Origin of the sequence: Sphingobacterium psychroaquaticum (assembly GCF_900177625.1) — a bacterium.
Lineage (GTDB): Bacteria > Bacteroidota > Bacteroidia > Sphingobacteriales > Sphingobacteriaceae > Sphingobacterium > Sphingobacterium psychroaquaticum.
This window is the reverse complement of the sequence record NZ_FXAU01000004.1, coordinates 169972-185643: the sequence shown is the minus strand read 5'-3', so window position 1 is coordinate 185643 and position 15672 is coordinate 169972. Positions and strand designations below refer to the sequence as shown.

13 protein-coding genes are annotated in these 15672 nt (G+C 41.7%); 1 reads left to right on the top strand and 12 read right to left on the bottom strand.

All coding sequences use genetic code 11. The features are described from left to right. Positions 1 to 33: 33 nt before the first annotated feature. The 12 genes from B9Y69_RS11905 to panC all read right to left on the bottom strand — a co-directional run bounded on the left by B9Y69_RS11905 (position 34) and on the right by panC (position 14487). Positions 34 to 1242 (bottom strand): TlpA disulfide reductase family protein, encoded by a 1209-nt coding sequence (locus B9Y69_RS11905; protein WP_085473190.1) that lies wholly within the window; start codon positions 1240 to 1242, stop codon positions 34 to 36. Positions 1243 to 1246: 4 nt separating this feature from the next. After that, on the bottom strand, positions 1247 to 2659 hold the full coding sequence (locus B9Y69_RS11900) for a RagB/SusD family nutrient uptake outer membrane protein (RefSeq protein WP_085473189.1): 1413 nt from the start codon (positions 2657 to 2659) through the stop codon (positions 1247 to 1249). Between the two features lie 13 nt (positions 2660 to 2672). Continuing rightward, the gene (locus B9Y69_RS11895; protein WP_085473188.1) at positions 2673 to 6152 is read right to left on the bottom strand and encodes a SusC/RagA family TonB-linked outer membrane protein; all 3480 of its coding nucleotides are present in this window, start codon (positions 6150 to 6152) and stop codon (positions 2673 to 2675) included. 14 nt (positions 6153 to 6166) lie between these two features. Beyond that, entirely contained in the window at positions 6167 to 7261 is a 1095-nt protein-coding gene (locus B9Y69_RS11890) for a FecR family protein (protein WP_085473187.1), read from the bottom strand. A 61-nt stretch (positions 7262 to 7322) separates the two neighbouring features. Further along, positions 7323 to 7901 carry an RNA polymerase sigma factor gene (locus B9Y69_RS11885; protein ID WP_085473186.1) on the bottom strand — a complete coding sequence of 193 codons (579 nt, stop codon included), beginning with the start codon at positions 7899 to 7901 and terminating at the stop codon, positions 7323 to 7325. Positions 7902 to 8051: 150 nt separating this feature from the next. Next, positions 8052 to 8648, bottom strand: coding sequence for an FKBP-type peptidyl-prolyl cis-trans isomerase (locus B9Y69_RS11880; protein WP_085473185.1), 597 nt, complete (start codon positions 8646 to 8648; stop codon positions 8052 to 8054). 85 nt (positions 8649 to 8733) lie between these two features. Further along, complete coding sequence (locus B9Y69_RS11875) at positions 8734 to 9393, bottom strand: FKBP-type peptidyl-prolyl cis-trans isomerase (RefSeq protein ID WP_085473184.1); 660 nt, start codon at positions 9391 to 9393, stop codon at positions 8734 to 8736. A 77-nt stretch (positions 9394 to 9470) separates the two neighbouring features. After that, entirely contained in the window at positions 9471 to 9953 is a 483-nt protein-coding gene (locus B9Y69_RS11870) for a thioredoxin family protein (protein WP_085473183.1), read from the bottom strand. Positions 9954 to 10103: 150 nt separating this feature from the next. Continuing rightward, positions 10104 to 12449 carry a TonB-dependent receptor gene (locus tag B9Y69_RS11865; protein ID WP_085473182.1) on the bottom strand — a complete coding sequence of 782 codons (2346 nt, stop codon included), beginning with the start codon at positions 12447 to 12449 and terminating at the stop codon, positions 10104 to 10106. Between the two features lie 355 nt (positions 12450 to 12804). Next, a complete protein-coding gene (locus B9Y69_RS19335; protein WP_234991219.1) occupies positions 12805 to 13173 on the bottom strand; it encodes a hypothetical protein in 369 nt (122 codons plus the stop codon). Between the two features lie 56 nt (positions 13174 to 13229). Beyond that, on the bottom strand, positions 13230 to 13580 hold the full coding sequence (gene panD, locus B9Y69_RS11855) for an aspartate 1-decarboxylase (protein ID WP_085473181.1): 351 nt from the start codon (positions 13578 to 13580) through the stop codon (positions 13230 to 13232). Positions 13581 to 13638: 58 nt separating this feature from the next. After that, positions 13639 to 14487, bottom strand: coding sequence for a pantoate--beta-alanine ligase (gene panC / locus B9Y69_RS11850; RefSeq protein WP_317042142.1), 849 nt, complete (start codon positions 14485 to 14487; stop codon positions 13639 to 13641). Between the two features lie 154 nt (positions 14488 to 14641). On the opposite strand from panC, the gene B9Y69_RS11845 reads away from it, so the two are divergent. After that, positions 14642 to 15463 carry a glycogen/starch synthase gene (locus tag B9Y69_RS11845; RefSeq protein WP_085473179.1) on the top strand — a complete coding sequence of 274 codons (822 nt, stop codon included), beginning with the start codon at positions 14642 to 14644 and terminating at the stop codon, positions 15461 to 15463. Positions 15464 to 15672: the final 209 nt, after the last annotated feature.

The following is a 15672-nucleotide window of genomic DNA, read 5'->3' as shown; positions in this document are numbered from 1 at the left end:
GGCCTTCCATATGGAAAGCCGTTTTTATTATTTTTACTTCAAAAGCTCTTCGAGAGCTAAATCAAGCGATGCACCTCGCATACCGCTACGAACGATCTTGCCACTACTGTCAACCAACAAAGCATATGGAATCCCCTTGATGTTGTAGTCTTGGATAATAGGTGAATCAAAACCACCGTTAGCGTTGTATTGATTCCATTTCATATCCTCTGCATCCATTGCCTTCCGCCAATCGGCATCTTTTTGGTCTAAAGAGATACTAACAATATCAAAACCTTTGTCTTTCCATACCTGGTAGCTATGCTTCAAATGTGGAATTTCGCCTCGGCAAGGACCACACCATGAAGCCCAGAATTCCAATAAGATATATTTTTTATCTTTCGGGAATATGCTGGAAAGTGTTACTTCCTTACCACTTTTGTCCAAGATCTTTCCATCTAAGTATTGTGCGCCAATGGCTGTTCTTTTGGCTTGATCCGCTGCCGCTTTAAGGGATGCAAATTCGGGGGTGCCTTTCCAGTCTGCCGCTAAAAAACCGATCATTTCATCGATTTCAGTTGGTGTGAGGGCGAGGTCCATAGCATAAAAGAAATTACGCGCGGTATCAAAAGCCACGACACTCTGTGGGTTGTTTTTGATGAACAGCATTTTTATGGAATCTACTTCCTGCTCTAAGGGATGCATCTTTTGTAGTAGCGCAATACCTTCTGCTGTATTGAAGATATTGTCTAGTGAAGGCAAATGATATTTCGTTAAGTATTCCTCATCTAAACGATTGATCTCACGACGTTGTTTGCTGATGGAGGCAGCAAGCTGATCCGCCAGATCTTGTGCTTTTGATCCTTTAATTGTTGGTTTTACATTGGGTTGTTTTGGTCTGTAGTAGTAAGATGGTAGACTATCGATATGACCATCATAGGTAATCGTGCCCGCGTCTACATAGAAGCCGGATGCAAGCCAATTTTCTGGCTTCTTCGCTTCTGCACCTTTCCCTTTTGTAAGGAATACTCGGTACATAGCCGGTTTGTCTAATTTTCCTTTAAAGGTAAATGTGTTATTTTTAATAACAGTAGAGTCAATTCTTGTTTCCCCGGTTTCATTGGGTTTCGTAAGGTATACGCGGGTGCCGTTTGCGGTATTTCCATGTACTTTACCTTTTATCGTAAAGGTTTGTTGCGCGTAAGTTGCGCCGATACTTGCTAGTGCCAGCAAGAAAGAACTCAGGACAATCTTTTTTATCATGATTTTAAGGGTTTTGTTCTAATAGGTTGTTTCCAGCTAATGCTGTCGTTGGAATAGGTAAGATTAATTGTCTATCCTGTGTAATGGTATTTTTGATACTGTTGATAGCGATATCTTTTAGCTTGTAATAACGTACATAGTCAAACCAATCTTCACTGTTTTCTGATAATAGTTCCAACCACTTGTGTTCAAAAATTACGTTGACTAAACGTTCATTAGAAATAAGAGAGGCATAGTCGGATTTGTATCCAGCACGGGAAGCTATAGTTTGTAGACTCTCTCTTGCAGCACCATAATTTTTGTTTCGTGCTGCCGCCTCGGCGTGGATGAGATAAACCTCTCCAAGGCGTAGAAGAATATGCACGTTACGTTGTGCAACGGCATTGGCACCATACGGATATTTACCATTCATTAACGGGCCTCTGGTGGCAGCTGAATACATGTAGCCAAAACGACCGTCGAGGCCAGCTCCCGTTGAAGTGTTGCCATTTGCATTGTTGTCGACAAGTAAATCGGCTACGTTTCTGCTGTACTCACTGAAAGTCGTTCTTTCGATACTTACTTGTGCATTTTCTGTGGATCCGAAGTTATAGGTTGAAAATAGAATCTCCGAAGAGCGGTATCCTTTTAGGAAGATATCGCCAAAGTTAGCCTCCAAAATGTAACCTTGCTGTTTACTGCTTTCTAGCACTTCCTTCGCTATTTTTTCGGCTTCACTGAAATTGTTCATATATAGTAGAACTTTCGCTTTCAGTGCTTTTGCGGTTTGCACAGAAACATAGTAATGCAGCTTGTTTGTTTCTGGGGCAAACTGAATGCCGTATGCGAGGTCATCAAGAATGAATTGGTAGGACTCCTGAACGGAATTTCGCTTCGCAACCTCTAGACCTTCAAACGGTTTGCTCCGTAATACGATCCCGTAGTTAGAGTTTACATCAAAGGAGTATCCAAAGCAGCGGAGTAAGTAAAAGTGTGCTAAGGCGCGTTGAATCTTTGCCTCTGCAATACATTCTTTCACTCTATTTTCGGGCATATTTGCAGCTTTTCCTTGCTCCATCAAAGCAATGAAGTTGTTTGCCGTATTGATAATCCTGTAATAATCCCGATAGATATCGGCAAGTGCAATATTTGTAGGAAGAAGATCATTGTTGATAAAGCCTGCTTCGCCCGCAATCCCTCCTGTTCGGATCAAGCCTCCGGTAAGGATGGACATAAGGGGACGAGGCGTGGAAACGCCCCATTGACGCCAGCTTTCGTAAATTCCGCGCAAGGCATTTTCTGCCGACTCCGTATCCCGAATAACGTTGTCGGTTTCCAATTTATAGTGTGGTTTTATATCGTCGATACTCCCCGCCAGTTGGCAGGATGATAGTACCGCGCTAAAACAGAATATCTGTGTTATTTTTTTGATGTTCATAATTTAAATACAGTTAAAAGGTTGCTCTTATACCAAATGAAAATGTCTTTGATAATGGATAAGGGTCATTATTACTGGTTGATGTCGTAATATAAGGACCGATCAATTCCGGATCGAGACCAGGCCATTTCGTGATGGTGAAAATATTAGACATACTCGCATGCAAGGCCAACGATTGTAAGTGACAACGCTGCGCCAAGTTGCTTGGTAGGTTGTAGCTCAGGTTAACATTTTTCAAGCGCAGGAATGATGTTTCGTACACATAGCGATCTGATGAACGCATGTTACTGGACGGATCATAGTATACCATGCGGGCGTAATTCGCATTGGTGTTTTCTGGTGTCCACATGTTTTCCAAAGTCTCTCGGTGGATACTCTCTCCCAATCGTCCGAAGTTATCCAACAAGAGGTTGTCTAACATCGCTTGTGCACCTTTAGAGAATTGAAAAACAAACGATAAGCCAAAGCTTTTGTAACGCATCGTCGAGTAAAGTCCGCCAAAGAATTTCGGCTGCGGTGAAGCAATAATCGTACGGTCTTCGGTCGAGATACGGCCGTCATTGTTTAGGTCCGCAAATTTATAGTCGCCTAGACCTGTTGAAAATGATTGGTAGTACGCGAAACCAAGATCCTGTGCTTTCGCATTTAGGTCATCTATTTCCGCTTGGTCATTAAAGATTTTTTCTACACGGTATCCTTTCAGTGTGCCAGCAGGTTGTCCTTCAATAAAAGAGTCGAGTTGGTATGCGCTGATATTTGCACCATTTAGGTGTTCAATTCTATTTTTGTTGCGCGAGAGATTAAAGCTTGTTGTCCATCCGAAATCTTTGCTTCGGATAATCTCATACCCTAACTCCAATTCAAATCCACGGTTGCTGAGGTCAATCAGGTTGGAATAGAAATTCTTGAACCCCGATTCCAAAGGCGCCGGCGCTGGTGATAGTGCTCCTTCGGTGTATCGATTGTATACGTCGAAACTACCAAATAGCCGGTTATCGAAGAAACCGAAATCTAAGCCTAAGTTATACTCTCTTGTTTTTTCCCATTTTACGTTTCTGTTAGGAAGGGTGTTTTCTAAGACAACGCTTGGTCGGCCGCCCCATAAGTTATTGGATGCGCGGATGAAAAACTGGCGATATAGGAAGTCATTGATATTAGTTGACCCTGTGTTTCCCCAACTTGCGCGTAGTTTTAAGTCGCTGATTGCGGATACATCGGCTAAGAATTTTTCATTCGAAACACGCCATCCCAAAGATACGGAAGGGAAATACGCGCGTTGGTTCCCTGGTCCGAATTTAGAGGATTGATCTGTTCTGAAATTTACTTCTGCAAGGTATCTATCTGCATACTTGTAGTTCAAACGACTATAAATAGAGTTTAATCCCCGATCTAATTTGCTACTGTTGTAAAAAGTAACACGGGCGGCTGATTGTTCGTTCGTTAAGACCTCATCATCTGGGAAGTCGTCGTATGTTACGCTTCCACTGGTTAGGAAGTATCGGTCATAACCGAAACCTGCCATCGCCTTGAAATGATGATTACCTGTCGCCCATGTGTAATCCCCTCTAAAATTTAGACTGGTATTGGTGTTTTTACTGTTGCTTGTATATAGGGACGAATACAATGTCGAACCGAGTATACTAAGATCATCTTGTGCTACTTTTGGAGAGAAGAGGCTTCCCTCGCTTTGGTATGATGCAATGCTGAGATCAGAACGTAACTTCAGATTTTTAATGACTTCGATTTCGGCGTATGCACTACCTAAGAACTGCCCGAGGTTACTGTTGTTTTTGTTTTGACGTTGTGCCAATGGATTCGCTAGCATCACAGGATATCCCCACGATCCTGTACCGTCGATGCGGTTAAAATCACCACTTTCTGTATACGGCAAAATATCGGGACGCACTAACCATGTCTTGGTATTCCCTTCTGTAAACATCGATTCTCCATCGTTGCGCTTTGTTACGCTATAACCTAATGATGAACCTAATTTTAGGTATCGACTGATGTTGCTGTCAAAGCTTACACGTCCGCTGTATCGTTTAAGATTGTCATTAATAAACAAACCATCCTGATCAATTGTGTTGAAGTTGAATGACATGTTATGGTTTTCATTTCCGCCAGTTAGGCTGACATTAAACTGGGACGTACGTGCATTTTTGTTTTGAATAACCTTGTTCCAATCAGTAAATGTATTTCCAAAAGCATCTTCACGTAGGCCTTCATACTTATAGGTCAACGGTGTGTCGAAATCGTCGAAACTATCAGGAGAAATCGTGGCAAAAGATTCCAAAGCAGGTATCTGTACGTACATGGCTTCGTATGGATCGATCTGTCCTTTGTTTATCGCATCGATGGTATTCGTAATCAAGGTTGTTTGTGCTTGTTTGAACTCCGCGGTAGATAAAGGTTTGTAGTTCTTGATCGGATTGCTCAGCGAGTGCGTATAGTCTGCATTAACACTGAATTTGGCGTTCCTTTTTCCTCTTTTTGTATTTACGATAACGACACCATTCGCACCACGTGAACCATAGATTGCGGTTGCGGCGGCGTCTTTTAGGATATCAATACTTTCAATCTCCGATACCGGGATATTCGATAAAGGGTTGATATCCGGATATTCGATAAAGAAGGGAACCCCATCAATAACGTATAGAGGTTCGTTGGAGCTACCCGAAACAGGGGAGGTAATTCCGCGGATATTTAGTTTCGCCGTACTACCGGGCTCACCTGAGTTTTGGGTGACCATCACGCCTTTGGCTGCTCCACCAAGGATACTTTCAAAGGTGGTGGCATTATTCGAAAAATCTTGTAGTTTATCCCCCGATATTTTACTTACGGAGCTGGTTAGGTCACGTTGCTGTGTGGAGCCATAGCCCACGACAACAACTTGGTCCAGTTCTTTTTCTGCGACTGTCAGCTGAATATTGGTGGTTACTTCCTCGCGCCCAACCGTCACGGATTGAGTATGCGGGCGGTAGCCAAGATAACTTGCCGTGATCTGATATTTACCGGGGATAATGTTGTGAAAGGTGTAATAACCAGCGGCGTCCGTTACAGTGACAAAGTCGTAGTTCTTTCCGGTTAAACGTAGTGTAACGCCTGATAGCCCGTTTTTTTCGTCCGCGGCGGAGATCTTTCCCTGGATGGTTGTCACCTCTTGTGTGGCAGTGCGCGAATTGATAATTACTGCATCCGCCGTAAATTCAACAGAAAATGGCTGTTGGCGAAAGATTTCTGTAACAACAGCTTTAAAATCACTGTTTTCCATATTTATCGTGACAGGCACACTCTTTGTCATCGCCTCATCGGCATAGAGGAATTTGTACTTACTTTTTCCTTCTAGTTGTTTTAGTACAGACTTTAGGTTTTCTTGCCGGGTGTTCATGGTGATCTTTTGTGCAGTAACCGCTGTGGTACTTTGCAGTACCAATAGGGCGACAGCAGACCGCATCACAATCGGTCTCATCAATCGGTTGTAGATTTTATTCATATTTAGATTATTAGTTAATTCGCTGTTACTGTAAGTTTTCTGTCTTTGAGATGGAAATGGACTTCCCCCGTGAGGGTTAAGGCTTGCAGGATTTCATCCAACGGTTTGTTGCGCGGTACACTGCCGGTGAATGTTTTCGCCATCAGTTCAGGTTCTTCAAAGAACACGGTGATATCATACCATTTGGCGACCGACTGCATAATTTCGCCGAGGGGCTTACTGTCAAACGATAGGTGACCGTCTTTCCAATCTGTATCAGCCTTTGACAAAGCTTTAAGATGAGTCAACTGGTTCCCATCGTTGATGGTTTGTTCTCCCGGACGAAGGACAATGCGTTGATTTGCGGTAGATACTTCAATTTTACCTTCGACGAGCGAGGTGGTAGTTTTACTATCAGCATAGGAACTGATGTTAAACTTGGTGCCCAATACTTTTGTTTTTTGGTTTTTACTTTCTACGATAAATGGTTTTTCCGGGTTATGGCTTACCTCGAAGAACGCTTCTCCATCTAGTTTTACTGTGCGTATATCTGATGCAAATACATTCGGAAATTCTAAGGTCGATGCTGCATTTAGCATCACTGTAGACCCATCAGACAATAAGATTTTAAACTGACCTCCCGTTGGAGTGGAGAGTTTGGTCCAGGTTCCTGGTGCAACATTAGCAAGTGTCTGATAAGCTATCGTGCCATCGCCAAGCTTTGTTACTTGTGCATATTTAAGGATTTTAACTTCGCCACTGTCGAGATCGCTCAAGACCACGGAGTCTTGGTCGAGGTAAAGGACGGCTTTATTACTGCCCGGACGAACTTGTTGTGCAGATATTGGTGGTGTCGTTGTTTCTTGTAGTTGAAAGAATATTACCGCCAATGAAACCAAGGCTAAAACGATAGCCGCAGCATATTTCATATATAAGGTGCGAACTTTCTTTTTAGATTTTGTTTGGATGAGGATATTTTGCCAAACGGTTTCTTGCACCTCTTCGTAGGAAGTCACCGTACTGTCGTATTGCAGTTCTGTATACCAACGTGCAACAGCTTCCCGTTCAAGAGGAGAGGCTTTACCTGCTAGGTATTTCTGTAATAAGACTTTATTTGGCATTTCTTTCATGATGTAATTAGGTCATTTTAATAACATGACAATCCAAAATGAGGAAGGGAGTAGATAAAAATTAAAAAAGTATAGTCAACAATAAATGATAGTTGATTTTTTTCTTGAGAATTTTAAGTGCGTTCGCGACTTGCTTCTTAACCGTTAGCTCGGAAAGATTGAGCAGGTCGGCAATTTCTTTGTGTGAGAGTTGTTGTTTTCTGCTTAGATTAAAGATGTCGCGCATTTTCTCTGGCAAAGCACCGACTTCCTTTTCGATCAAAGCTTGTAGTTCTTTGAGTTGGAGATTATCGATAACGGAGTTGTCTACTTGATTTTGGTACAGGGTGAAAACAGCCATATGATCTTGTACTTTCGTAGAGGATACGTAGTAGTTGATGATGGTATTACGTGTGGCTCCGTATAGATAGTTACTGATTTTTCCTTTTACATCCAATGTTGGCGCGGCGGTCCATAGTTTGACAAAAACATCCTGTAGGATATCTTTGGCCAACTCGTTGTCTGGAACTTTCTTTGTGGCATGCGCATATAAGATAGGGAAAAAACGTTCATAAAGAATACGATAGGCGGTATGATCTCCCTCTTTAATAAGGAGAAACAACTGCTCGTCACTGCAAGCTATGTATTTCGCTATATCCATCTTTTTGCATCGCAAAGATATTAAATAATAGTTTGGCGTGAAAAGAAGCTGTCCGCGGAGTGAATTGTGGAAGAATTATGAAATACAAAAGCGGCATATCCAATCAGATATGCCGCTTTTATAAGGTTAAAAATTCTGTAGAAGATGCAATTACTGGATGGTCATTACCTCGATTTCGAAGAATAACGGAGAGTTTGCTGGAATCTTATCATTTGATCTGTTGTCATAGCACAATGTTGAAGGCGCTATGAACTGAATCTTAGATCCTTTTTTCAAACCATTCGCAGTGATACCGCCAACAGGATAGGTCTGACCGTTGTATTTAATTGATTTCGGATAGAAGGCAAATTTCCAAGCTGCGATAAGTCCGCCTTGACCTGCAGTAATAGTAAAGTCAGAACCGTCAGTTGAAGAGTCAAATGTTGTACCATTCATTAATTTACCTACATATTTCGCTTTTACCGCAGGGCTTGTTAATGAACCTGAACCGCTTACGTAGGAGTACGTGTCGTCTGCTGGCTCACTTATGACATCAAACCAAATGCCTGATGCTGTATCTAGTTTTGGGTTTTCAAAATTAGCTGCTGCATAGTCTTTTAACTTTGGTGCTTGCGCTTTGTTTGTTGAATCTATGCGTGCGATTTCTTTTTCGTAGTCGCTGTTGTCATAATCATTTTTGCTGTTACAAGATGTTAACGCCGCAGCAGAAGCCGCTAGGATAAATAGCTTAGTAAAAAGTTTTTTCATGTTTGTCTATTGTAATGGAAAAAAGGAAAGCCAGCTTGCTTTGCTAAGCGCTGGCCTCCGCTATATTAATTCTAAAAGTTTATTGTTACTCGATAGTTAATACTTCAAACTCATACACTAATGGAGAATTTGCTGGGATCTTGTCGTTAGTGTTTCCTCCAAAGGCCCAGTATGATGGTGTGATAACCCGGATTTTACTTCCTTTTTTCAAGCCATTTTTTGTTAAACCACCTAGACCAGATATTTTTACATCTTGACCGTTGAATTTTACAGCATATGGGAAGAAAGAAAAGTACCATGCCTGGTTGAAAATTTTAGGCTGAGACTCATTAAAGGAGTATGTTGAACCTTCTGTATCAGACTGTACCACAGTGCCGTCAAGTAAAGTTGCTGTATATTTTAGTTTAAGTTTTGGAGCTGTCAGAGACTGCGTGCTCGTTGCTTTGTATTCGTAAGTATCGTCCGTAGGTTGAGAGAGAACTTTGAAATAAATACCTCTTTTAATTGTCTTATCTAGGTAATGAAATCTAACTTTCACACTATCCTCTTGGTATGTTCCTGGGTCAGAAGATGTCTCTGCAATGTAACGTTGAATTTTAGCATTATCTGCGGTAAAGATAGAGTCTAGTCGTTTCTCTTCTTTTAAGTACTCCGCTTCGTAGTCTGTGTTGTCACTTTTATTACATGAAGTCAACGCAACAGCAGCAAAAGCTAAGGCAAATAATGGTTTAAATAGATTTTTCATAATATTTTTTAGTCTTTAACATTAGGTAGAACGTGCGGTATTAGGACTACGCTACAGCAAACATAAAAAAATACGATTTAAAACTCGATTACTCGAGCGAGTTTCTTTCGATCCAGGTATTCAAAAGAGCGTGTTTGTACCTGAAAATGTGCATTAAGTATTATAGTGGTCGGGAAACTGAACGTACCCTGGCGTGCTGCCAGAAGTTCAGCTAGTTTATGGTAGCTTCCAGTTTTCTTTTGTGGAGCACTGTTGGTGTACAGCGCCCCATCAAAAGAAACGGTATCTGTGCTCTCCGCATCGAAGCGGACGGCATAGTAATGTGTATTTAATTGGGTGACTATTTTAGGGTCCGTGAATACTTCCCGCTGCATCTTACGGCAGTAAGCACACCAATCGGTGTGGAAGAAGAGAAGAACCTTTTTCGGGTGTATCGCTAAGGAGTCCGACAATTGCTCAAAGGTAATCCAGTTCACAGCCGCTGCTTTCTGTTGCGCACGAAGGCGGCTCATCGACAAGGTCAACAAGAAAAATAAGAATATGATTGCTTTCTTTTTCATCTGTATAACTTTTAACAGGTCTTTATTTCTCTACGAACTACTCTCTACTAACAACCAACTACTTTCTACCAACCACGCAGGCGGGGACAAGCCCAACCCCTATAATCAATACTTTCTATTAACTACAAACTACCTTCTAGAAACTATCCTCTAGTGAAAATGTCCAATTTTGACGCCAAGTGTAAATGTTCGCGGCTTTGTTGGTCCATAAATATAATTCGAGTCCCGTAAAGCACCGCGATCAAAGTCTTTCTGGAAGGCATTGAACATATTCTGTACACCCCCAAAAAACTCCATACTAAATTCTTTTTTGATGGCGACGGTATAGCCTAAACGAAGGTTTAACTCGGCAAAGTCCCGTGCTTCTTTAACGAGCATCTGTCCGCTTTCCTGTACATGCGGGACTAACATTTTGCCTGTATATACACCGGTAACATCGATAGCAAATTGTTTTGTCGCTTTAATATTGGTATTTAAGTATCCATACATATTTGGTGTACGCATATAGCGCTTCGTAACAACATTGTCTGCCGCTGTCTCGCCTTCGAAAATGATTTGTTCTTCATTGAATTTCGAACGTTGGATCGTTCCTCCAGCCTGTACACTGAATTTACTGGAAGGAGCAACGCTAAGCTCAATATTACTACCATAAACTTTCGAACCTGCGCCATTACGCATTTCTTGCATAATAATATCGTCTTCTTCCGATGTCATTACGTTGGTAAATGGGTTCTTCAAATCGGTATAAAAACCCTCGATCAAAAGACTCGCTTGTGTGCGACCAAAATTACGGGTGTAATTAAATGAACCAGTATAGGCATTAGAGTATTCTGTTTTCAGGTTTTCACCCATCAGCACGAAGGCCTGCTGACCGCCAATAGACGTAACATGCATATCTTCATTGAAGGCCTGTGGCGCTCTGAAACCACGCGCATATCCGCCTCTAAATTGAAGGTATGAATCAATATCATATAAGATCGTTAAGCGAGGGCTAAAGGTTCCAAAGTTTTGATCCGATATACGGTTTTTGTCCAATAGCTGGTAGGTTCCATCCACGTGTGTATAATCATAGCGTGCGCCAATCAGTGCCTTGAGTTGATCAACGATTTTCCATTCATATTGTGCATAAGCCCCTAACGCATTAGTTTTCTGATCGATCATGCGATTGTAGGCGGGGATATTATCTTCTGTTCGGTTGCTATTGAACTCGACGCCCGCTGTGAACACATCCTTATCAAAGTTGTACGTATATTGTGCACCGGCTACCATCGCAAAGTCATCGGTTACACCATATGAGTTTGCAGCGGTAACGCTATCTTGATGACTGGTTGAACCAGCAAGCCCACCATAGTAACTGTCTCTTTTTGTTTTTTGTGCGGATACGTAGAGCGATAGTTTTTGTTTCCAATCTTTAGAATATTGGTCATATGTAAGACCTCCAATCAAGGAGTTGGTCTGCAACTGCTCGGTTACATCCGTAAAGTGTGGCGCCAGGTTAAGACGATCTCCCCCTCTACGAAATTCATTAAGCACACTCATGTCCAAAGTAATTTTGTTGTACTCCGAAGGTTTGAAGAACGCCTTGGTGCCAAATGTAGTATTTCGAAGTTTAGTGATTTCGGAAAAGCCATCGTCGTTTGCATCCCAGGCCTCACGGTTGCGATGCATACCATAGAAAGTAACACCGTTCCGAAGATCTGTATCCACATATGAGGTGTTGAAATCAATGGTATTGTCCCATGATTTGCCATCGATCAGTGAATTTGTCGATTTAATTTGCCAGTCATTTTCTACCGGATCTTTCGTGATGATATTGATGGTACCCGCAATTGCGTTTGCACCAAATAAGGCAGAGCCGCCACTACGTACGACTTCGATGCGGTCAATCATACTGGTTGGAATTTGATCAAGACCGTACACACTATTCAGGGCGCTGAAAACGGATCGGCTATTGATCAGGATTTGAGAATAAGCACCTTGCATCCCGTTTAGTCGTACTTGTGAAAAACCACAGTTTTGACAGTTGTTCTCTACACGGACACCAGGTTGGTAGTTCAATGTTTCGGACATGGCGACAGATTGGGTCGCATTGAATAGTTTCGGTCCTAGTACATTTACAACCACCGGAGCTTCTCGACGTTCCAAGCCATACCGCGTCGCACTGACAACGACTTCATTTAAACTGAGGTTATCTTCGTTTAGTACAATCGTAATAGTTGCCGATTTTTCCTTTGGGTTTAGTGTTCGCTTACTGCTTTGGTAACCAACAGCCCGTGTCGTTAATGTGGATTTATCTGTCGGGACATTGGATAACGTGAAGAAACCTTCGTTGTCAGTGGAGGTTCCCAGTTTGGTGCCATCAACCAAGATTGTAGCCTGCGCAATCGGCGCTTGATTTGCATCTGTTACTTTTCCTTTAAGGGTAACTTGAGAAAATAAAGTGATCGGGAATATATATAAAAGGGTTATTAATAACCAAAAGTATGTTTTTGTCATTATGTAAAGTGAAATTGTTTTGTGTTAAACTGTTAAGTTGTTAAACTGTAAAGTCGTTAGATGTTGCGGTTACGTTATCAAACTGTAAAGTCGTAAAGCTATCAAGTCTGTACGTTTTATGCGATGCCGAAATATACGTACTAGCTGGCACGAGCCTTCGGCTCGTGTCCTTTCCATAGTGCAACAGCTATGCTGAGCACGCGATCTGTTTACTGTATAGACTTGTAGATACAAAATTTAGCTGGCGCGTGCCTGCTTACCACAGGCAGGCTTGTAGCTCGTGCCCATAATGCAAAACTCGCATCTCGAGCTGCTTCCTAAGCCCCTACTATTTTAAATTTTCTAACGATTTGAACTATACCAAGGGTGGACCCCGGAGGTAATACGCATCCAGTAACTCGGTTGACCGAAGATGCGGAGTTAGTTGTGGGTAACCAACATAAAATTCAAGTGGAGATAAAGCGAATTCAAAAACAACAATATCCGTGTTGATGTAAGCGCCTTGAAATACGACATTGAGGTATTGTATCTCATCGTCGGATTTATGGTGCTCTTGTTGGCTTTTCTTTTTTGTGAAATTGTACGGGTGAATGTGTGTAATGATTTCTCCCGTCGAAGTAACCTCCTTGTGCATAAACACGACGCCACTGATGATGATAACCATCATCCAGGTGCTTAATAGATAAGCGACAAGAGAGCGGTATGTAGTGGATAATTTATGCAAACAAAAAGCGCTATCGGTTAAGGATAGCGCTGTAAAAATATGAAAAGCCTTCGATATTATCGAATTAACTTATTGTTATCATCTGGAAAAACCAATGTTGGCTGGTGGCTTTTTGCCTCCTCTGGTGTCATCGTCGCATAGGATATGATAATAACGATGTCACCGACTTGCACCAATCGCGCAGCAGCACCATTTAGGCAAATGATACCTGATCCACGCTCACCTGGAATCACATAGGTTTCCAATCGCGCACCGTTGTTATTGTTTACAATTTGTACCTTTTCATTCGCAATAATATTGGCGGCCTCCATAATATCTTCATCGATGGTGATACTGCCAACATAGTTCAATTCAGCCTGTGTTACACGAACACGGTGAATTTTTGATTTCATTACCTCAATCATCATGCTGCAAAATTATCTTATTTTGAATAGAAATGAGAACAATAGATCGTTAAAATGACAATTAACTTAAAATCATATTATCAATAAGACGGACGCCTGCGACCCAAGCCACCAGTAAAGCGACATATGATTTGCCTGGTTCTATTGTTGTGGCCGGTGATAAGGTTGTGCTTTCACAGATAGCCAGATATTCGAGGGTTATTTCTCCTTCATCGGCTAATACTTGCTCCGCATTCTCCTCTAATTGTGCTATTGCTGTTTGTGGAAAACCTTTCTTTATTGTATTTAATGAACGATATAGTGCCAATGCTTTAATCTTGTCCGCTTCCGATAATCGCATATTCCGGGAGCTTAGTGCTAAGCCTTCTGGGCTTCGGACAATAGGACATATATGGATTGTTACAGGTAACTGCTTGATGTCTATCATTTTTTGAATGACCATGATCTGTTGAAAGTCTTTTTGTCCGAAACATGCGACATCGGGAAGGGTTAGCATAAAGAGTTTATAAACCACTTGTGTAACACCTTGAAAGTGCCCAGGGCGTTTTTCTCCTTCCCAAATAGAATCCAGCGCGCCAAGGTTAATGTGCCATGGTGTCTCATCTGCGGGGTACATCTCGGCTACGGTAGGCATAAAGAGAATGTCACATTTAGCCGATGTGAGCAATTTGATGTCATTTTCAATGGGGCGCGGATACTTTTCGAGATCCTTCGGGTCGTTGAATTGGGTTGGGTTCACAAAAATACTGCATACAACAATGTCTGCAACTTTTTGAGCTTCTGATATTAGCGATAAATGTCCTTCATGGAGCGCGCCCATGGTCGGTACGAGGGCTATCTTTTTACCAGCTTGCCGTAAGTCCGCAAGATGTGTTTGCAGTTGTTTTTTTGTTTCAAATATTTCCATCATGACAGGGTATGTAGTCAAAAATAAGACCGCAAAATTGCGAAAATGTTTTTGAAATATAAAAGGGTGAAAACTAAGGGATTGTGGAATTGATAAAATTTACGTACCTTTGTAGACCGATTTTACTGTTCTATAAAACAAAAAAAAACAATTGGAGATGGCAAAAACGAAAATATTGTTTGTAACCCATGAGATGTCGCCTTTCCTTGAAATAAGTAAAATTTCTGAAATAACACGCCAATTGCCACAAGCGATGCAGGAAAAGGGATTTGAGATTCGGATCCTAATGCCACGTTTTGGTAATATTAATGAGCGCAGAAATCGTCTTCACGAAGTGATAAGGTTGTCGGGAATGAACATCGTGGTGGATAACAATGATAATCCGCTAATTATTAAAGTAGCTTCATTGCCTGCAGCACGTATGCAGGTTTACTTTTTGGACAATGAAGAGTATTTTCAGCGGAAAAAAGTTTTTCGTGACGAGAAGGGTGAGTTTTTTGCAGACAACAATGAGCGATCATTGTTCTTCTGTAAAGGTGCACTGGAAACTGTTAAGAAACTAGGTTGGTCGCCCGATGTGGTCCACTGCCACGGATGGTTTACAGCAATGGTTCCTGCCTTTTTGAAAACGACGTATAAAGATGATCCTGCATTTAAAGATGCTAAAGTGATGTACTCTTTGTATGCAGATGAAGACTTCGATACGTTGACACCAAAGTATGCAGAAATGGCTGGACAAGAGGATATGACGCCTGAAGAAGCAGCTGTTTATGGAGATGGTTCGTATGTAGATCTTTACAAAGGGGCGCTTACATATACAGACATTGCTGTGTATGCTGACGAAACGATTGATCCTACTTTGAAGGCTTTTATAGCCGAGAAGGGTATTCGTAGTTTCTCACCGAAAGGCGATGACGACTATGAAGGCTTTGGCGAACTATTCGATGAGTTCGCAACAGTCGACGCAGAGACCGCGTAAAGATTTTCTAGATTAAATTATAGGTAAAGGCGCTTAAAAAAGCGCCTTTTTTGTGTTTTGATAGACACAAAATTTAGCTGCGTTGCGCCGTTCCGGGTTTGTGTTTCTGCATTAAGACACAAGATCTTGTCTCATCATGGTGCTAAATACTTTATACCTGATACTTTGTACTAAATACTTTATACTTTGTACCTGATACTTTATACTTT